Annotated in this window: 17 protein-coding genes; 6 read left to right on the forward strand and 11 right to left on the reverse strand. The window is 71.2% G+C overall.

Features of this window, described 5'->3' with window-relative positions; all coding sequences use genetic code 11:
• Positions 1-85 precede the first annotated feature (85 nt).
• Positions 86-1,621 (forward strand): PqqD family protein, encoded by a 1,536-nt coding sequence (locus K4B79_RS40725; protein WP_232032472.1) that lies wholly within the window; start codon positions 86-88, stop codon positions 1,619-1,621.
• Positions 1,622-1,637: 16 nt separating this feature from the next.
• The gene (locus K4B79_RS40730; RefSeq protein WP_269464561.1) at positions 1,638-2,384 is read left to right on the forward strand and encodes a sulfite exporter TauE/SafE family protein; all 747 of its coding nucleotides are present in this window, start codon (positions 1,638-1,640) and stop codon (positions 2,382-2,384) included.
• Positions 2,385-2,411: 27 nt separating this feature from the next.
• Here the strand turns inward: K4B79_RS40730 and K4B79_RS40735 are convergent, their stop codons facing one another.
• The 3 genes from K4B79_RS40735 to K4B79_RS40745 are packed head-to-tail and all read right to left on the reverse strand — an operon-like array spanning position 2,412 to position 5,981.
• On the reverse strand, positions 2,412-3,653 hold the full coding sequence (locus K4B79_RS40735; RefSeq protein ID WP_232032474.1) for an ATP-grasp domain-containing protein: 1,242 nt from the start codon (positions 3,651-3,653) through the stop codon (positions 2,412-2,414).
• A gap of 1 nt (position 3,654) precedes the next feature.
• On the reverse strand, positions 3,655-4,920 hold the full coding sequence (locus K4B79_RS40740; protein ID WP_232032475.1) for an MFS transporter: 1,266 nt from the start codon (positions 4,918-4,920) through the stop codon (positions 3,655-3,657).
• Entirely contained in the window at positions 4,917-5,981 is a 1,065-nt protein-coding gene (locus K4B79_RS40745) for an LLM class flavin-dependent oxidoreductase (RefSeq protein ID WP_232032476.1), read from the reverse strand. The genes K4B79_RS40740 and K4B79_RS40745 overlap by 4 nt, the downstream gene beginning before the upstream one ends.
• Before the next feature lie 211 nt (positions 5,982-6,192).
• Here K4B79_RS40745 and K4B79_RS40750 point away from each other — a divergent pair, with 211 nt between their 5' ends.
• The 3 genes from K4B79_RS40750 to K4B79_RS40765 all read left to right on the forward strand — a co-directional run bounded on the left by K4B79_RS40750 (position 6,193) and on the right by K4B79_RS40765 (position 9,783).
• Entirely contained in the window at positions 6,193-6,966 is a 774-nt protein-coding gene (locus K4B79_RS40750) for a thioesterase II family protein (RefSeq protein WP_232032477.1), read from the forward strand.
• 10 nt (positions 6,967-6,976) lie between these two features.
• On the forward strand, positions 6,977-8,278 hold the full coding sequence (locus K4B79_RS48430) for a leucine-rich repeat domain-containing protein (RefSeq protein ID WP_308280604.1): 1,302 nt from the start codon (positions 6,977-6,979) through the stop codon (positions 8,276-8,278).
• 152 nt (positions 8,279-8,430) lie between these two features.
• The gene (locus K4B79_RS40765) at positions 8,431-9,783 is read left to right on the forward strand and encodes a histidine-type phosphatase (protein WP_232032478.1); all 1,353 of its coding nucleotides are present in this window, start codon (positions 8,431-8,433) and stop codon (positions 9,781-9,783) included.
• Between the two features lie 24 nt (positions 9,784-9,807).
• Here the strand turns inward: K4B79_RS40765 and K4B79_RS40770 are convergent, their stop codons facing one another.
• The 7 genes from K4B79_RS40770 to K4B79_RS40800 all read right to left on the reverse strand — a co-directional run bounded on the left by K4B79_RS40770 (position 9,808) and on the right by K4B79_RS40800 (position 16,653).
• Entirely contained in the window at positions 9,808-11,073 is a 1,266-nt protein-coding gene (locus K4B79_RS40770; protein WP_232032479.1) for an ArgE/DapE family deacylase, read from the reverse strand.
• A gap of 142 nt (positions 11,074-11,215) precedes the next feature.
• Positions 11,216-12,643, reverse strand: coding sequence for a HAMP domain-containing sensor histidine kinase (locus K4B79_RS40775; RefSeq protein ID WP_232032480.1), 1,428 nt, complete (start codon positions 12,641-12,643; stop codon positions 11,216-11,218).
• Positions 12,644-13,345 (reverse strand): response regulator transcription factor, encoded by a 702-nt coding sequence (locus K4B79_RS40780; protein ID WP_306504586.1) that lies wholly within the window; start codon positions 13,343-13,345, stop codon positions 12,644-12,646.
• Between the two features lie 148 nt (positions 13,346-13,493).
• Positions 13,494-14,090, reverse strand: a complete 597-nt coding sequence (locus K4B79_RS40785; protein WP_232032482.1) for an FMN reductase — start codon at positions 14,088-14,090, stop codon at positions 13,494-13,496.
• Complete coding sequence (locus K4B79_RS40790; RefSeq protein WP_232032483.1) at positions 14,087-15,175, reverse strand: LLM class flavin-dependent oxidoreductase; 1,089 nt, start codon at positions 15,173-15,175, stop codon at positions 14,087-14,089. The genes K4B79_RS40785 and K4B79_RS40790 overlap by 4 nt, the downstream gene beginning before the upstream one ends.
• Before the next feature lie 87 nt (positions 15,176-15,262).
• Positions 15,263-15,703 (reverse strand): GNAT family N-acetyltransferase, encoded by a 441-nt coding sequence (locus K4B79_RS40795; protein WP_232032484.1) that lies wholly within the window; start codon positions 15,701-15,703, stop codon positions 15,263-15,265.
• A 50-nt stretch (positions 15,704-15,753) separates the two neighbouring features.
• A complete protein-coding gene (locus K4B79_RS40800; protein WP_232032525.1) occupies positions 15,754-16,653 on the reverse strand; it encodes an NADP-dependent oxidoreductase in 900 nt (299 codons plus the stop codon).
• A gap of 137 nt (positions 16,654-16,790) precedes the next feature.
• Here K4B79_RS40800 and K4B79_RS40805 point away from each other — a divergent pair, with 137 nt between their 5' ends.
• Positions 16,791-17,255, forward strand: a complete 465-nt coding sequence (locus tag K4B79_RS40805; RefSeq protein ID WP_232032485.1) for a winged helix-turn-helix transcriptional regulator — start codon at positions 16,791-16,793, stop codon at positions 17,253-17,255.
• Here K4B79_RS40805 and K4B79_RS40810 read toward each other — a convergent pair.
• Positions 17,246-17,734 (reverse strand): hypothetical protein, encoded by a 489-nt coding sequence (locus K4B79_RS40810; RefSeq protein ID WP_232032486.1) that lies wholly within the window; start codon positions 17,732-17,734, stop codon positions 17,246-17,248. The genes K4B79_RS40805 and K4B79_RS40810 overlap by 10 nt on opposite strands.
• Positions 17,735-17,819: the final 85 nt, after the last annotated feature.

Consider the following 17,819-nt stretch of genomic DNA (forward strand, 5'->3'; position numbering starts at 1 on the left):
GGTTGGTCGGGGGAACCGGGACGCGCGGATCGCGTACTGAATTGGAAAATTCCCCCTTCCGCTTGTGACGAGACGGGGAACGAGATTGTCCGCCGAGACCAGCACGACAGCCGAGACCATCGACACCACCGACGAGGTGCGCCGCACCACCCTCGCGGAGCTGCGCCAGTGGCTCTCCGCCGACCACCTGGACGAGGTGGAGCGCTGCGTTCCCAAACTCCGCGCCCAGCTGGAGGAGCTGGGCCCGCTGCGTGAGCGCGTCGTCATGGTCGCCTACGGCGGCGGCAAGGACAGCGCGTACACCACCGCCTTCGTCCGGACCATGCAGCTGCGGATGTTCGAGGAGGCGGGCGAGACCTTCCGGCTGCGGGTGGTGACCATGCGGCACGCCGGCATGCCGGTCGCGGTGATGCACAACATCGACCGCACCTACGCGGCGCTCCGGCTGGAGCAGGACCCGGACTGCGAGCAGCTGCTGGTCGACGGCGACGAGATCTCGCCGTTCCACGTCGACCTCCCGCAGCGCGACCACGTGATCGCCAGGAACCGGCTGGACATCCTGGTCACCGGCCACCGCACCCTGGGCGACGGCCGTCCGACCTTCTGCAACGCCTGCAACCTGAGCGCGGCCCACGCCTTCGGCCTCGGTGCCTCCTACGACGGCGGCGTGGACGTCATCATCACCGGCGACTCGCCCTACGAGCAGCGCACCTACCTGGTCTGGATCCACCGCCTCGCGGAGCGCATGGGGGTGGCCCCCGTCGGCCAGGACCGCGCGGGCTTCCGCGGTGTGCTGAAGGCCACGGACAACATCGGCCGGGCCTACTTCGGCGACATCTACGGCACGGGCGAGAAGGACCTCATCGAGGAGCGCCGGGTCCACCACGACACGCCCGACCAGCTGCGGTTCTTCTCCATCTACGACGACACCGCCTACGCCTCGGGCGACCACTGGGACCTGCTGACGGACTTCCTCGGCTTCCGCTTCGACGAACTCGCCTTCAGCTTCTCCGAGTCCGACTGCGGCAACCCCGCACTGATGGCCCACATCCGCGGCCTGAAGTGCGAGCGCGTCTTCGGCCGCAGCTACGCGGAGGGCCTGGACGAGTACGTGGCCTTCGGCAAGCAGCTGATGCGGAAGAAGGAGTTCCCGGACCAGCTGATCGAGATGATCAGTGCCCGGTACGAGGGTGAGGGCGCCGTCGAGCGGATGCGCGCGGCCATGGACGCCTACGCCCTGGACTGCTTCGACATCACCGAGGAGCAGTTGATCTGCATGGTCCACTCCCCCTTCACCGACGCCGGGGCCGGTCTGCCCGCGTACGTGAAGGCGGAACAGCCGCATCTGCACGGCGAGTTGACCGCACTGACCGGTCTGCTCACCTCGGACGCCGCCCCCGCCGCCGACCAGGCCGACCTGGTGGCCGAGGTGGAGCGGTTCAGCGGTCTTCCCCTCGCCCAGCTGCGGGTTCTGGCCAACCGGACGGGACGCTCGCTCACCGGTATGGGACAGTCGGGGGTCGTGGATCTCATCCTCGACGGCGACCCGCACAAACTGCGCATCGCCACCCGACACACCGCCGACGGCCCCGTCGTCGACGAGCTGATCTCCGGAAGGTAGCAGGCACGTGAACGGCATGGAGGCCGCCGCCATCGCGGCCGCGAGCGTGGCGGCGGGCGCCATCAACGCCGTCGTGGGTTCCGGCACGCTCATCACCTTTCCGACCCTGGTGGCCTGTGGTTTTCCGCCGGTGCTGGCCAATGTGACCAACAACATCGGTCTCGTGCCCGGGGTGCTCAGCGCCGCCTACGGCTACCGCCGTGAGCTGCGCGGGCAGCTGCGCCGGCTGCTCCGCTTCGGTGCGGCGTCCCTGATCGGCGGCCTCACCGGTGCCGTTCTCCTGCTCCAGCTGGACTCCTCGGCGTTCGACACCGTCGTACCGGTGCTGATCCTCGCCGCGTGCGTGCTCGTGCTGCTCCAGCCGCGTCTGAACGCGTGGCTGAAGCGGCGCGAGCGGCGCGGCGGTGAGGACGGCGGGGTGCCGATGTGGTGCGGGGTGCTGGGCACCGGCGTGTACGGCGGCTACTTCGGCGCCGCCCAGGGCGTCATCCTGATGGGGCTGTTCGGCAGCTTCCTGCGGGACGATCTGCAACGGCTCAACGCGGCGAAGAACGTCCTCGCCGCGATCGTCAACGGCGCCGCCGCGGTGGTGTTCGTCGCGGCGGCCGACGTCGACTGGGCCGCGGCCGCGGTGATCGCCGCGGGCTCGACCCTCGGCGGCCTGATCGGGGCCCGGGTGGGGCGCAGGCTGCCGGCGGTGGCGCTGCGGGCCGTCATCGTCGTCGTCGGGGTCACCGCGGCGACGTTCATGATCGTCGGCTGAGCGGCCGGCACCTCTCCGTACCGGGGCTCACGGCTGTTCCGCCTCGAACTCGAAGGTCTCGATGATCCGGTGGATGTCCCGCGTGACCTGCCGCTGGTCCTCGTGGAGCAGGATGAACCGGCCGCTGTGCAGGGCGTCGTAGCTGCCCCCGGGTTCGAGGATCTGGCCGGGCCGGGGGACGAGTTCCCGCCATACGCTCGGGACCGTCGGCTTCATGGGTGTCGCCCGGGTCACCCGGAGCGGCAGTCCGTCCGGCTTGGGCAGGACGAGCCAGCCACCGCTGGGATCCCCCTGCTTCGGCGGCAGTTCGACGCGCTCCCCGGACAGGGTCCTGAGGCAGGCCTCGTACAGGTTGACCCCGAAGAGCTTGTTCAGCAGGTGCGGCACCTCGCTGCCGCCGACCCGGCCGCCCACCTCCAGGAAGACCAGCTCGCCCGAGCCGGTGACGAACAGCTCCAGGTGGAAGGGGGTGTCCCGCAGCCCCAGGGCCGCGATGCACTCGCGGGAGAACTCCTCGATGCGTCCCCGCAGTTCGGACTCCTGGAGGACCACCGAGCCCAGCGGTGAGCCGGAGCCGAAGGAGAGGCAGTCGCCGACGTAGACGGAGGCGACCTGGAAGGGGACCTCGCAGCGGGCGTCGGCGAAGCCGTCCACGTGGTGCACGACCCCCGTGACGAACTCCTCGATCTCGTACCGCGACAGGTCGAGCGTGGGCAGCAGCTCCCGCAGCGTCGCCTCGTCGTCCACCCGGTGCACGCCGATGCTCGCGGCACCGTCGACCGGCTTGACGATCACCGGATAGCCGGTGGCCGCGGCGAAGGCGACGCTCTGCTCCACGTCGGCGCACCCGGCGAAGCGCGGGACGCGGATCCCCGCCTCGGCGAGCACCTCCTTCATCCTGACCTTGTCCCGGTAGACGGCGACCTCCTCGGGCGTCGGCCCGGGGATGCCGAGCTCGACCCGTACCCGGGCGGCGATCTCCAGCGTGAACTCGGACAGGGCGATCAGCCGGTCGACGGGGCCGGCCTTCTCCACGACCTCCTCGACGGCCGAGCGCAGCTGGTCGAACTCGTTGACGTCCTCGACCCGCACGTAGTGCGCGATACGGCCGGGGTCGACGAGCACGCCCTCGGCGCCGAGGGCGTCGACGACATAGCTGATCCGGTGCCTGTCGTGGTCGAGGAACTCCTCGTACCGGGTGAGCTCGTTGTCCCAGCGATCGGGGTCGGCATCGAAGCGGGGCCAGCGGTTGACCAGGACGATATGCATGTCAGTGCACCTCTGTTTTCTCGGGAGCGGCCACCAGGTCCCCGGCCGCCCGCTCGGCGAGCACGCGGCGGAAGCTGCGCATGGTCAGCCACAGCAGGGCGGAGCCGACCAGGCAGAGCAGCACCGCGAGACCGGCGACGAGATCCTGCGGCTCGATCACGCCACCGGTGGCCCCGACGAGGAGGCCGGCCAACGGGAAGGACAGCAGGTTGAGCAGGTAGAACGGCCCCATGACCTTGCCCAGGTGCTCCTGCGGCAGGACCTTGATCCGCTGGGTGCGGTTGAAGACGTTGTAGTACGCCACTCCCGTCATCCCCACCACGAACGCGGTGCCGTAGACGGCGAACGAGGACGCGGTGCCGGCGACCAGCAGCGCGGCGCACAGCGTGGTGAACCCGATGACGCCGATGACGTACACGTTCACCTTGCGCAGCAGCAGCGGGATGATCAGCAGGTTGCCGAGGCCGACCACGCCGACGAAGGTGTTGAGCAGGCCGAAGGAGGACTCGGAGGCGTCGAACACCCCGGTGACCAGGGCCGCGTTGGCGCTCAGCACGGTCGCGAAGACCAGGTTGATGGTGAAGTTGAGCGCGGCCAGCAGCCGGACCGGACGGTTGCCGACCAACAGGGTCCAGCCGAGCCGGAGTTCGCCGAGGATCTCCCGGGCGCCGCCGCCGTTGCCGGAGCGCCACTCCTGCCGGGGCAGCGGCAGCCAGCAGCAGGCGGCGAGCGCGAAAACGGCCGCGGCCAGGGCGAGCAGCCAGACCTTGCCGAGGACGAGCACGGCGACCGCGGCGAGCGCGGGGCCGAGCGCCATCGCCAGCAGCTCCATGTTCTGCACCAGCGACTGGGTCGCCGCCAGCTTCTCGCCCTTGGCGACCTGCGGGACCATCTTCTCGACCGACATCCGCACGGGTGCCGCCAGCATCGACAGCAGCGCCCCGTTGGCCATCAGGGCCGCGGTCGCCCACCCGGGCTGCGCCACGACCGTCACGACGACCAGGCCGAGCACCGCGGCGCGGGCCACCGACACCCGGGAGAACAGCCGGGCCCCGCCGTCCCGGTCGGCGATCAGACCGGCGAAGGGGTAGGCGAGCAGCCCGGGGAGCCATTCGAGGGCGAAGGCGAAGCCGAGCGTGGAGACGTTCCCGGTGTCCTGGTAGATGAGCAGCGGCACCGCGAACAGCACCACCTGCTCGGCGACGAGCCCCAGCAGGACACCGGCGGCGAACAGCCCGCGGTGCAGCCCCTCGGTACGCGCGGTCACGCCGCCCCTTCGCGCCGCTCGTGCTCCCGGATCAGGGGCAGCACGTGGGTGTAGAAGATCCGCATCTCGTCCCGGGTCGGCCACCCGGAGAAGATGAACTCGCTGACTCCGGCGGCCTTGTACTCGTACAGGTAGTCGGCGACCTCCTGGTAGCTGCCGACGACACACAGCGCCGGCCCGCCGCGGTAGGCGACCGCGCCCGAGTAGAGGTACGGCGAGAGCCAGTCGTCCTGCGCCTTGTCCGCGAGCCGGAAGGAGTTCTTCACGGCCTCGGAGTCGGAGGCGGCGACGAAGCTGCTGACCCAGGCGCGGTGGTCCTCGTCCGGGTCGCGCATCATCTCGGCGAGGTCGGTCAGCGCCTCCTCGCGGGTGGGGCGGGCCAGGACGTGCATGCGGATACCGGCCCGGCAGCCGTCGGCCAGCACCGGGGCGGTGGCCCGTGCGATGCCCTCCGGGGTGTCGCCGTAGCGCAGCCAGACGTCGCCGTGTTCGGTGGCGGTCTTCTGCGCGGGTGCCGAGGCGCCGCTGATATAGATCGTGGGCCGTCCGCCGCCCTTGTATCCGAGACCCAGTTGTGCCTCTTCGATACGGTAGTTCCGGCCGTGGTGGGAAAGCGGCTTCTCGCCCTGCCAGAAACGGTGCAGCACGCTCAGGAACTCATTGGAGCGGGCATAGCGCTCGTCATGGTCGAGGAAGTCGCCGTAGTACGCCTGCTCGGCCGGGGAAATACCCGCCACCAGATTCAGGGATATACGGCCGTCCGACATCCACGAAATGGTGTTCACGACCTGCGTGAAGAGCGTCGGCGACAAAAGGCCCGGACGATAGGCCAGAATGAACTTGACCCGTTCCGTCTCCCGCACCAGGGCGCCGATCATCGGCAGCGGGTCGGGCATGTGGTAACTGATCCCCATCAGCAGGGAGTCGACCCCGAGCTGCTCCGCCTCCTGGGCGAAGTCGACGATTCCGTCGAAGTCAAGCTCTCCGGATCTGTATTTTTCTGTCGCTTTCTGCTGCCCGCTGTCCAGCGGTGAACACCAGTGGAACTTCAGTTCCTGCATGCGAGCTCCCCGTTCCAGAACATGAGGGCACGCCTGCCCGATCGACCCAAAATCGGGCATTGCTCCCCCGGTGCGGCACACATTCCGGAGGGGACCCTGACACACGTCCGAGAAGGCGTCAAGATCAATCCAAATCCTGGAATGCGCCCCGGGAATGCCTTACACCGGATACCGTGCCCTGATCGCTCCCCGAGGAAAGGATGGCCGAAAAGTGCCCCAGACCGCCCGCTGGCTCAAGCGATACCGCCCGGTGCCCGCGCCGCGACTTAGGCTGGTCTGTCTGCCGCACGGCGGCGGCACCGCCAGCTTCTTCCGCTCCTGGGCGGACGTCCTGCCCCAGGAGGTGGAACCGGCGGCGGTGCAGTACCCCGGCCGCCAGGAGCGACTGGCCGAAAGCTGTATCGAGGCGATGGACCCGCTGGCGGACTGCATAGCCGAGGCACTCCACCCGCTCGTCGCGGACGACACCCCCTTCGCCCTCTTCGGCCACAGCATGGGCGCCACGGTCGCCTACGAGGTGACCCGCCGCCTCGAAGCCCGGGGAACGGCCCCCCGCCATCTGTTCGTCTCGGGCCAGGCCACCCCCTTCAAGGAACGCACCGCCCCGCCCCTGCACCTGGAGGACGACGCCACCCTGCTCGCCGGCGTCCGCGCGTACGGCGGCGCCTACGAGTCCCTGGTCGACGACCCCGACCTCCTGGAGGTCGTCCTGCCCTCCCTGCGCGCCGACGTCCGCCTCATGGAGACGTACCGCCCCGCCTCCACGGCCCCCCTCGCCACCCCCGTCACCGCCTACGTCGGCGACACGGACCCCGGGGTCACGCCGGACGAGGTGGCCGCCTGGCGCGGGACGACCTCCGGCGGATTCGCCCTGCGGACCTTCGAGGGGGGCCACTTCTTCCTCACCGACCACCGGGACGCGCTCCTCGCGGACATCGTGCGCAGCGTCACGGGCTCCCCGTCCTTCGTGGCCGGCCTCGGGTAGGTTGCGGCGAATGACCGCCCCGCCGCTGATCCTCCTGCTCTCGGGGAGCCTGCGCACCGCCTCGACCAACGAGGCCGTTCTGCGCACCGCGCAGGCCCTCGCACCGACCGCGCGCGTCCGTACCGTCCGCCACGACGGCCTCGCGGACCTGCCGCACTTCAACCCCGACGAGGACACCGACCCGCTGCCGCCGCCGGTGACCGGGCTGCGGGAGGCGATCGAGCGGGCGGACGCGATCCTGATCTGCGCCCCCGAGTACGCGGGCACCCTGCCGGGCTCGTTCAAGAACCTCCTGGACTGGACGGTGGGCGGCACGGAGATCGTCGGCAAGCCGGTCGCCTGGATCAACGCGGCCGCCCCGGGCCGCGGCCGGGGCGCGGAAGCCACCCTGCGCACGGTCCTCGGCCACACGGGCGCCGACATCGTGGAGCGGGCCTGCGTACGGATCCCGGTGACCAGGGAGACCCTCGACGCGGAGGGCATCGTCACCGACCCGGAGTCACGACGCCAACTGGCCACCGCCCTGGCCCTGTTGGCGCACCACGACGACACACAGCCACCCGAGACCACCACGACCACCACCGCCGCCGAACCACCACCCACCCTGAACCTCTGGCGCCAGCAGCTGGGGCACGTACCCGAGTCGGTCTGGCGGCGCACCGACCTCCGGATCCTGATCCTCGCGGACAACGGCCTCACCGGCCTCCCGCCCGCCATCGGCGACCTGCGCCGGCTGACCACCCTGGACCTCGGCCACAACCACCTCACCGCCGTCCCCGACGAGCTCGGCGACCTGACCGGCCTCACCGGCTTCCTCTACCTGCACGACAACAAGCTGACCGAACTCCCCGCCTCCCTGGGCCGCCTGACACGGCTGCGCTACCTCAACGTCGGCGAGAACGCCCTCACCACCCTGCCCGACGCCCTCGGCGGCATGACCTCCCTGCGCGAGCTCCGGGCCCAGCACAACCGGTTGAGCACCCTGCCCGACACCCTCGGCCGCCTCCACGACCTGCGCGAACTCTGGCTCCGCGGCAACACCCTCGCCGCCCTCCCCGCCTCCACGGCCGACCTCCGGGAGCTACGCCACCTCGACCTGCGCGAGAACGCCCTCACCACCGTCCCCCCACCCCTGGCCCACCTCCCCCGCCTGCGCCACCTCGACCTCCGCGGCAACCACCTCACCCACCTCCCGGACTGGCTCCCCACCCTCCCCGCCCTGGAGAAACTGGACCTGCGCTGGAACACCTGCGACCCGGCCTCACCCCTGCTGACCACCCTGGAGAACCAGGGCTGCACGGTCCTCCTGTAGCCGGCGGGCCAACCGCCTCCGCCACCTTTACCGCTCCATCGAAACCCCCTGGCCAAAGAAATACCCGCAGGCCACACCCTCTCCAGCCCCCACCCCACCCGCCGCCACCGCCGGGCCACCCCCCGTTCACGTCCCGCGCCAACCATCCGCACATGAGACGTCTCACCCCCGCCCTGGCCACCGCCACCGCCCTCGCCGCGCTCCTGGTCGCCGGTCCCGCGAGCGCCGACGTGAACGGCGGTGCCCGGGACGGCTACGGCACCAAGGCGACGTACGCACCCGGCCAGAACCCGCGCTCCTACCAGCGGCCCCCCGCCGGCTTCGCCCCCGTGTTCACCGAGAACGTCTCCCGCCACGGCTCGCGCGCCGCGACCGACGGCGAGGACGCGGACCTGGTCCTGGCACTGTGGAAGAAGGCCGGGGCGGCGGGCGAACTCACCGCGAAGGGACGGCGGTTCGGGCCGACGGCACAGGCCCTGCAGCGGGCCATGAGCACCGTCGGCTACGGCGACCTCAGCGGACGCGGCAAGCGGGAGATCCAGGACACGGCCGTCCGTACGGAACGGCGGCTGCCCGGACTGTTCCGGAGGATCGCCGACGACAAGGAGAAGATCGACGTCGTCAGCTCGGGACAGGGCCGCGCGATCGACAGCGCGAACCTCTACGCGGGCGCGCTCGCCGCCACCGACCCGGCCCTGAAGCCGCTGATCGGCCCGACCCGCACGGACGTCGACCAGCTCTACTTCCACAAGGCGGCGGGCGGCGCGGCCTATCGGGACTACCTCGCGAACGACCAGCGGCTCGCGAGCACCCTGAAGTCGATCACCGACCAGCCGGCCACCCACCGCGCCGCCAGGGCCGTACTGAGGAAGCTCTTCAAGGGGGCCTTCGTAGACCGCCTCTCCGACGACGACCGCGTGGCCGCCGCCACGGCCGTCTACGACCTGTACGCCATCGCGCCCGCCATGAGCGACGAGAGCCCCGGCGGCAAGGGCTGGGGGATGGACAGGTTCCTCTCGAAGCGGGACGCGGCCTGGTTCGGGTATCTGAGCGACGCCGAGGACTTCTACGAGAAGGGACCGGGCTTCGCGGACAGCGACATCACGTACAGGATGGCGGGCGTCCTCCTCGACGACCTCTTCCGGCAGGTCGAGGCCAAGCGCGCCGGCACCAGCGACCTCGGCGCCGAACTCCGCTTCACACACGCCGAGGAGATCATCCCGCTGGCTGCCCTGATGGGCCTGCCCGGCAGCACCGAGGGCGCCACCACCGCGCGGCCGTACACCTACGCCGACAACCCGTGGCGCGGCGCGTCCGTCGCCCCGCTCGGCGCGAACATCCAGTGGGACGTCTTCCGCCGGGGCAGCACCTACCTGGTGCGGATGCTCTACAACGAGAAGGAGACCGCCTTCAAGACCGGCTGCCGCCCCGTCTCCCCGGGCAGCACGTTCTACGACCTCACCGAACTCGAACGCTGCTTCGGCCGGACACCGGCAGCCTCCTGACCGCCCCGCCCCGCCTCCCCCGGCTCACTTCGTGCCGACCGTCCGCAGCACGGTCAGCGCCAACGTCCGCGCCACCGCCACCACTTCCCGCACGGACACGTGCTCGCGCGCGCTGTGAGCCACCCGGATGTCCCCGGGCCCGTACTGCACGGTCGGGATCCCGGCCCCGCCGTACAACCGCAGATCACTGCCGTACGGCGCCCCGCGCTCCCTCGGCGCCGGTCCGCCCACCACGTCCGCGTGGGCGGACCGGATCACGTCGGGCAGCGGATGCCCCGCGGGCAGCCGGCCGCTCGCGAACTGCCCGCCCGGCCAGGTCACGGACACCGGGTGCGCCCGAAGCCAGGGGTCGGCTGCGCACGCGTCCGCCACACACCGCTCGAACTCCGCCCGCGCGGACGCCGGGTCCTCTCCCAGCCGTACCCCCAACCGCCCCTCCGCGACCAGCAGATCGGGCACGCTGCTGGCCCAGTCACCGGCCCGCAGCACGCCGACCGACAGGGCGTAGGGGATCGGGTACTCGGCCATCAGCGGATCCGGATCCCGGTTGCGGTCGGCCTCCAGCCGGGCCAGCGCCCGGTGCAGCGGCAGATACGCGTCGATCGCGCTGACGCCCTCCTCCCGCGAACTGGCGTGCGCGGACTTGCCGTTCACGGTGATCCGGAAGGTCAGCGCGCCCGCGTTGGCGGTGATGAGCGTCCCGGCCGTCGGTTCCGCGATGACGCACGCGTCGCCGCCGTGTCCCCGCCGGAGCGTCCCGAAGGCACCGAGCCCGCCGTCCTCCTCACCGACGACGAAGTGCGCGGCCACCCGCCCGCGCAGCCGCACCCCGCTCGCCCGGACCGCCTCCAGCACGGCCAGGTGGGCCGCCAGCCCGGCCTTCATGTCGCACGCCCCGCGCCCGTGCACGAGATCCCCGGTCACCCGGGGCACGAACGGATCCCCCTCCCAGGCCGCCGGATCCCCGGCCGGCACGACGTCCACATGCCCCTGCAACACCAGCACCGGCCCGTCCCCACCGTCCGGCGTCCGCCCCACCAGCCCCCACGCCTCGTCCCGCGACGCCTCAGCCCCAGGGAAACCCGGATCCGCGACCAACTCGGCCAAATCCATCGCCCACAGATCAACCTCCATCCCGAGCCGCTCCAACCGCCCGGCCAACAGATGCTGAATCTCGGCCTCAGCGGCAGACCCGGTCACACTCGGAACGGCGACGAGCTCCATCAGCGTCCGCGCGACGGCCCCTTCGTCGATAGCGGCGAGCACAGCAGCCTCGTGATCATCCAGCACCTGCCAACCCCCTGAGCTGAACCCACCTAAGGGGCGCGGGGCTGTGTCGATATGCGGCTCCGCCGCGTGGGCGCGACAAGCCACAACGCACCCGCACCCGCCAACGCACAGACCCCCCCCCGAGCTCAAAGGCGCCCGGTACTCACACCCCACCCACCGTAAACCCGATCACCGCCCCGCCCCCTTCCCGAGGCACAGCAAACGGCGCTCCCCCATGAGACAACGCCACCTCCCGCACAATCGAGAGCCCCAGCCCGGACCCCGGCAACGACCGCGCATCCGCAGCCCGATAAAACCGATCGAACACCCGCACAAGATCCCCGTCAGCGATCCCCGGCCCCCGATCCAGCACCTCAACCCGCACAGTTCCGGCCCGCACAGCCCCCGCCCGCACAGCCCCGACAACGCTGACCTCGATCGGATGCCCCCCACCCCGATCGAACTTCACCGCGTTCTCCACCAGGTTGGACAACGCCCGCTGAAGCATCCCCGGCCGCCCGTCGGTCATCGTGTCCCCACTCGCCCGCACCACGATCTCCCGCCCGGTTCGCCGCCGAGCCACCCCCGCCACCTCATCGGCGATATCCGCGAGATCCACCCGCTGCGGCGGCTCCGTGTCGGACTGCCCCGCCGCCAGATCGACCAACTCATTGACCAGATCGGTCAGTTCACGCGCCTCCTGCCCCAGATCCGCGACCAGCTCCTCCCGTGTCTCGGGCGGCAGCTCGTCGATCCGGCGCAGCAGCGAGATGTTCGTACGCAACGACGTCAGCGGCGTCCGCAGCTCGTGCCCCGCGTCCTGGACCAGTCGGCGCTGGTCCTCCTCGGACTGGGCGAGCCGCCCCAGCATGCGGTCGAAGGCACGGCCGAGGCGGCCGACCTCGTCGTAGCCGTGGACGGGCACCTGGATGCCGAGCCGCCGGGTGCGGGCGACGTCCTCGGCGGCGGAGGTGAGGATGACCAGCCGGCGGGTGATGCGCCGGGCGAGCCACCAGCCGAACAGACCGGCTCCTGTCACGACCGCGACCATCAGGATCAGGGTGCGCTGCTGGAGCGCCCGCAGCAGGTCCTCGGTGTCGCTGAACTCCTGCGCGACCTGCACCGCGCCCCGCCTGCCGCCGAGCGAGACGGTGGCGACGCGGTAGACGTCGCTGCCGACGCCGACGTCCTTGTGCTGGACCATCCGCCCGGCCTGGGCGACGCCCGCGATCCTCCGGTCGGCGGCGGAGACCGGCAGCCCCGGCCGCCCGGGGTCGAGGACCGCGCCGTCCGGCCCGAGCACCTGCACATCGGTGCGGGCCGGCCGTACGAGATCATGGCCCGGCGCGGAGGAGGAGAAGTCGTCCGGGGTCATCCTGTGCTGGCTGACCTCGTCCCGCAGGTCCTGCACGACCTGGTCGAACACCGACTCCTGGTCCACCCGCACCAGCCGCGCGGCCGCGTTGTACGACAACACGCCCACCAGCACGGTCACGGCCGCGGTCACCGCCGCGAAGGACACCGCGAAGGTCGTCCGCAACGACAGCAGCCGCGGCCGCCGCCTGCCCAGCAGCCGCCCGAGGCGGCCCACTCAGTCCTCCCGCAGCACGTAACCCACGCCCCGCACGGTGTGGATCAGCTGCGGGGCACCCGGCTCGTCGAGCTTGCGGCGGAGGTAGCCGACGTAGACGGCGAGGTTCTTGGAGCCGGGGCCGAAGTCGTAGCCCCAGATGCGGTCGTAGATCGTGGAGTGGTCCAGCACGATCCCCGCGTTGCGCACGAGCAGTTCCAGCAGCTCGAACTCGGTGCGGGTCAGCTCCAGCTCGCGGGGGCCGCGCCAGGCGCGGCGGGCCTGCACGTCCATGCGCAGCCCGGCCGCCTCGATCTGCCCCTCCGCGGCGGGCGACGCCTTCGGTACGCCGGTCAGGGCGCCCACCGGGCTGGTGCGGCGCAGCAGGGCGCGCAGCCGGGCGAAGACCTCCTCGACGTCGAAGGGCTTCACCACGTAGTCGTCGGCACCCGCGTCCAGACCGGCGATCCGGTCCGCCGTCTCCACGAGCGCCGTCAGCATCAGGATCGGCGTGCTGTCGCCCTCGGCGCGCAGCACCCGGCAGACCTGGAGTCCGTCGATGCCGGGCATCATCACGTCGAGCAGGAGCACGTCCGGCGGGGACTTGTGGGCCTGCGCCAGCGCCTCGACTCCGTCGGAGACCGCGGTGACCTGGTAGCCCTCCAGGGTCAGGGCGCGCTCCAGGGCGTGACGGATGGCGCGGTCGTCTTCGGCGAGCAGCACGGTTTGAGGCACGTCCTCAGTGTGCCTCGCTTCCGCCGTCCCACGACGTGATGAGCGGCTCACCGGGTGGCCTTCTTACGCGCCTCTCACCCCGGGGGGCGCAACCGAGGCCGCGCCCCTACCGTCTTCTCACGCCTCTACCGTCTTCTCACCCCGTGGCCCGCAGCGCCGCCAGCTGTTCGGCGAACGGGACCACCTCCAGGTCGTCGTTCCCGACCGGCTTCGCCGCGGACAGGCCGTTCATCAGCCCCGCCAGCTCGCCCGCCGCCCGCTCGATCCGCCCGTCCAGGCCCGCGGCACCCCAGTCCTCGGAGGCCGCGTACACCCCGGTCGGGACGACGACGGCCTTGAGGTGGCTGAAGAGCGGCCGCAGCGCGTGGTCCAGCACCATCGAGTGCCGGGCGGTGCCGCCGGTCGCCGCGATCAGCACCGGCGTGCCCGCGAGCGCGTCCTTGTCGATCACGTCGAAGAAGGACTTGAACAGTCCGCTGTAGGAGGCCGAGAACACCGGTGTGACCACGATCAGGCCGTCCGCCCCGGTCACCGCGTCGATCGCGGCGGCCAGCGCCCGGCCCGGGAAGCCGTTGGTGAAGTTCTGCGCGATCTCCACGGCGAGCTCGCGCAGCTCGACGACCTGTACCACCACGTCATCCGTCCGCCGGCCCACGGCGGCGGCCAGCCGGTCGGCCAGCAGCCGGGTGGAGGACGGGACGCTCAGTCCGGCCGAGACGACGACGAGCTTCATGCGACGGTCTCCTTCTTCGCGGCGGCGAGCAGGGACTGATGGGTCGGTGCCTCCGGCACGTCGGCCGGACGGCCCGCGGCGAACTCCTTGCGCAGCACCGGCACGACCTCCTCGCCGAGCATGTCGAGCTGCTCCAGGACGGTCTTCAGGGGCAGCCCGGCGTGGTCGATCAGGAACAGCTGGCGCTGGTAGTCACCGGCGTAGTCGCGGAAGGCCAGCGTCTTCTCGATGACCTGCTGCGGCGAGCCGACGGTCAGCGGGGTCTGGTCGGTGAACTCCTCCAGCGACGGCCCGTGTCCGTAGACGGGCGCGACGTCGAAGTAGGGCCGGAACTCGCGGACGGCGTCCTGGGAGTTCCGCCGCATGAACACGTGCCCGCCCAGCCCGACGACGGCCTGCTCGGCCGTGCCGTGCCCGTAGTGCGCGTACCGCTGCCGGTACAGGTCGACCATCCGCTTGGTGTGGTCGGCCGGCCAGAAGATGTTGTTGTGGAAGAAGCCGTCGCCGTAGTACGCGGCCTGCTCGGCGATCTCGGGCGAGCGGATGGAGCCGTGCCAGACGAAGGGCGGTACGCCGTCCAGCGGCCGGGGCGTGGAGGTGAAGCCCTGGAGCGGGGTGCGGAACTTCCCCTCCCAGTCCACGACGTCCTCGCGCCACAGCCGCCGCAGCAGGGCGTAGTTCTCGACGGCGAGGTTGATGCCCTGCCGGATGTCCTGCCCGAACCAGGGGTAGACCGGGCCGGTGTTGCCGCGGCCCATCATCAGGTCCACCCGGCCGTCGGCCAGGTGCTGGAGCATCGCGAAGTCCTCGGCGATCTTCACCGGGTCGTTGGTGGTGATCAGCGTGGTGGAGGTGGAGAGGATCAGCTTCTCCGTCCGCGCGGCCACATAGCCGAGCATGGTCGTCGGCGACGACGGCACGAACGGCGGGTTGTGGTGCTCACCGGTGGCGAACACGTCCAGCCCGACCTCCTCGGCCTTGAGCGCGATGGCGACCATGGCCTTGATGCGCTCACGCTCGGTCGGCGTCCGGCCCGTGGTCGGGTCCGGCGTGACATCACCGACGCTGAAGATCCCGAACTGCATGGTCGCTCACCCTCCAGGTTGTTGACCGTTCAACTATACCCCTTGAACAGCCCTCCAGCCCGCCGTATTCCACTCCCCCGAGTCCCCCTAACCCTCCTCCCCATCCAGCGGCTTCATGAAGGTGAACGCCCTGATGCCCATCCGTTCCCGCAGGTAGAAGCGGTGGGCGTCGGTGCGCTGGGTGCCCGAGTCCAGCCGCAGCCTCCGACACCGCAGCGCCCGCCCCCGCTCCTCCAGATACGCGAGCAGCGCATGCCCGACCCCCTGCGACCGCGCCGCCTCCGCGGTCACCAGGTCGTCGACGTACAAGGTGCGCAACCCACTGGTGTTGACGATCACCCGCCACCCGGCCACCCCCACGCAGCCGCCGCCGTCGTAGACGGCGCTGAACCGCAGCCCCTGCCCGTGCCCCTCCGCATACACCTCCGCGAAGAGCTCCTCGGTGAGATGCGGACGCAGCTCGCGCAGAACGGGCAGTATCTCGGCGCCGAGACGGGGGTCGCCGGGTTCCAGATCGATGATCTTCATGGCCGTAACCTATCCGGAGCCGACCGGGCGACCGGGCCGCGCAGCCACCCCTACGGCACCAGGACCAGCCGCCCCCGCACCCCGCCCTCCGCGAGCCGGGCATGGGCCTTCGACGCCTCGTCCAGGGCGTAGGTCTCGGCGACCCGAAGAGTCAGCACCCCCTCGTCCACCAGCCGGACCAGTTCCGCGAGCCGCTCCCCGTCGGCGATCACCCCGATCGCGGTGGTCCGCACTCCCCGTACCGACGCCGGATACGCCCCGGGTATGGCGCCGACGTACACGCCCCCGTCCCGCACCCCCTCCAACGCCGCCTCACCGAGAACCGCCGCGTCCAGCACCGCGTCGAAGCGCCGCCCCTCGCCGAGCCCGCCGCTCATGAAGTCCGCCGCCCCCAGGGACCGTACGAACTCCTCGTCCCACGCACGGGCGAGCCCGGTCACCGACACCCCGCGGCGCGCGGCGAGTTGGATGGCGAAGCCGCCGACCGCACCCGACGCACCGGTCACCAGCAGGGACTGCCCCGGCGCCAACTCCAGCAGCTCCAGGGCCTGTTCGGCGGCCAGGGCATTGAGGGGCAGCGTGGCCGCGTGGACCATGTCCACCGTCCGGGGCGCGGCCGCCACCGCGCCGGAGTCCACCACGACATACTCGGCATGCGCGCCGAGTGCCTTCACCGGACCGACGGCCAGCGCCACCACCGCGTCCCCGGCGCCCCAAGGGCCCTCGACCTCGTCGCCGACCGCGTCCACGGTCCCCGCGATGTCCCAGCCGAGCCCGAGCCGCTCCCCCGCGCCCCCGAAGACGCCCTGGCGCACCCCGGCGTCCACCGGGTTCAACGCGCTCGCCGCCACCTTGATCCGCACCTGCCCCGCCCCCGGCTCGGGCACCGCCGTCTCCACGACCTCCACGACCTCCGGCCCGCCGAACGCCGTCACCACCACAGCACGCATGACTGCACGCATGACTGAAAACTCCCCTATGTCACCGATCGCCTCGGTATCTCCTCAGCTGTCAGCAACCCTAGGAAGAGCTACTATCCGTTGGTAAGTAGTTACCCGAAGGTGCGTACGTCCCCCGGAGGTGAGCCATGCCGACCATGACCGCGGCCCAACGGCGTGAACAGGCCCGTACCGAGTACGACGCGTTCATCAAGGCCTGCCCCACCCACCAACTCCTGGGCCGCATCAGCGAGAAGTGGGCGTGCCTCACCCTCGCCGCCCTCTCCTCCGGCACCCTGCGCTACAGCGATCTCGCCCGGACGCTCGCCGGCGTGAGCCCCAAGATGCTGACGCAGACCCTGCGTTCGCTGGAGCGCGACGGACTCGTCTCCCGCACGGTGACCCCGTCCGTGCCCGTCCGCGTCGACTACGCCCTCACCGACCTCGGGCACAGCCTCGCCGAGATGATGAAGGCCGTGAAGAACTGGGCGGAGACGCACATCATGGAGGTGCACGAGGCACGCGAGCGCTACGACACCGAAGGCGCTGTCGCCGAGGCGGGAGCCGGGGCCGGGGTTCATGAGACTGGAGCCCGAGCCGGGGCTCAGAAGTAGTACTCGTCCCCCGTGTCCAGCACCAGCACCCGCTGCCGGTCGTTCAGCCGGTCGTGGTCCACCGCCCCGCCGCTCCACACCGTGTCGATCTCCAGCAGCACCTCGGACGGCACGCCCAGCAGCCGTACCCGCAGCTCGACCCGCTCCCCGACACCGTCCGCGGCCAGCTCACCGATCCGGCACAGCACCACCTGCCGCCCCGACCGCGCGCACCCCTCCGGCATCGCCTGCCGGTCCTCCAAGGGCTCCGACCAGCGCAGCCGCACCGTCGCGTCCGGCACCGCCGAAGGGCCGTGATTGCGGGGCGTGAACCGCACGTCCACCCGGCCGGAGGCCATCCGGGCGAGGCCGTGATAGGCGAGATCCGCCTCGGGCCCACGGTCGTCGGCCCCCGCGACCGGCGCGACACCGCCCACCACCGCCAGGGCGGCCCCCCACACGACCAGACCCCGCAGCCCTGCCCTCACCCGTGCCCGCATGCCACCCACTCCTCGCTCCACCGCACCGCGTAACCGACACGGGGATGTATCCCACGAGGAGCGAGCGACAGGCGCCGTCCATCAG

The sequence above is a fragment of the Streptomyces lincolnensis genome (assembly GCF_021173675.1).
In the GTDB taxonomy this organism is placed as follows: Bacteria; Actinomycetota; Actinomycetes; order Streptomycetales; family Streptomycetaceae; genus Streptomyces; species Streptomyces lincolnensis_B.

Excerpts from the sequence above, each read along its gene's own strand:
- K4B79_RS40745 (WP_232032476.1), bottom strand. The coding sequence starts at position 5,981 with ATGCAGGAACTGAAGTTCCACTGGTGTTCACCGCTGGACAGCGGGCAG.
- K4B79_RS40790 (WP_232032483.1), bottom strand. The coding sequence starts at position 15,175 with ATGCAGTTCGGGATCTTCAGCGTCGGTGATGTCACGCCGGACCCGACC.
- K4B79_RS40730 (WP_269464561.1), top strand. The coding sequence starts at position 1,638 with ATGGAGGCCGCCGCCATCGCGGCCGCGAGCGTGGCGGCGGGCGCCATC.
- K4B79_RS48430 (WP_308280604.1), top strand. The coding sequence starts at position 6,977 with ATGACCGCCCCGCCGCTGATCCTCCTGCTCTCGGGGAGCCTGCGCACC.
- K4B79_RS40785 (WP_232032482.1), bottom strand. The coding sequence starts at position 14,090 with ATGAAGCTCGTCGTCGTCTCGGCCGGACTGAGCGTCCCGTCCTCCACC.
- K4B79_RS40800 (WP_232032525.1), bottom strand. The coding sequence starts at position 16,653 with ATGCGTGCTGTGGTGGTGACGGCGTTCGGCGGGCCGGAGGTCGTGGAG.
- K4B79_RS40735 (WP_232032474.1), bottom strand. The coding sequence starts at position 3,653 with ATGCATATCGTCCTGGTCAACCGCTGGCCCCGCTTCGATGCCGACCCC.
- K4B79_RS40765 (WP_232032478.1), top strand. The coding sequence starts at position 8,431 with ATGAGACGTCTCACCCCCGCCCTGGCCACCGCCACCGCCCTCGCCGCG.
- K4B79_RS40805 (WP_232032485.1), top strand. The coding sequence starts at position 16,791 with ATGCCGACCATGACCGCGGCCCAACGGCGTGAACAGGCCCGTACCGAG.
- K4B79_RS40810 (WP_232032486.1), bottom strand. The coding sequence starts at position 17,734 with ATGCGGGCACGGGTGAGGGCAGGGCTGCGGGGTCTGGTCGTGTGGGGG.
- K4B79_RS40795 (WP_232032484.1), bottom strand. The coding sequence starts at position 15,703 with ATGAAGATCATCGATCTGGAACCCGGCGACCCCCGTCTCGGCGCCGAG.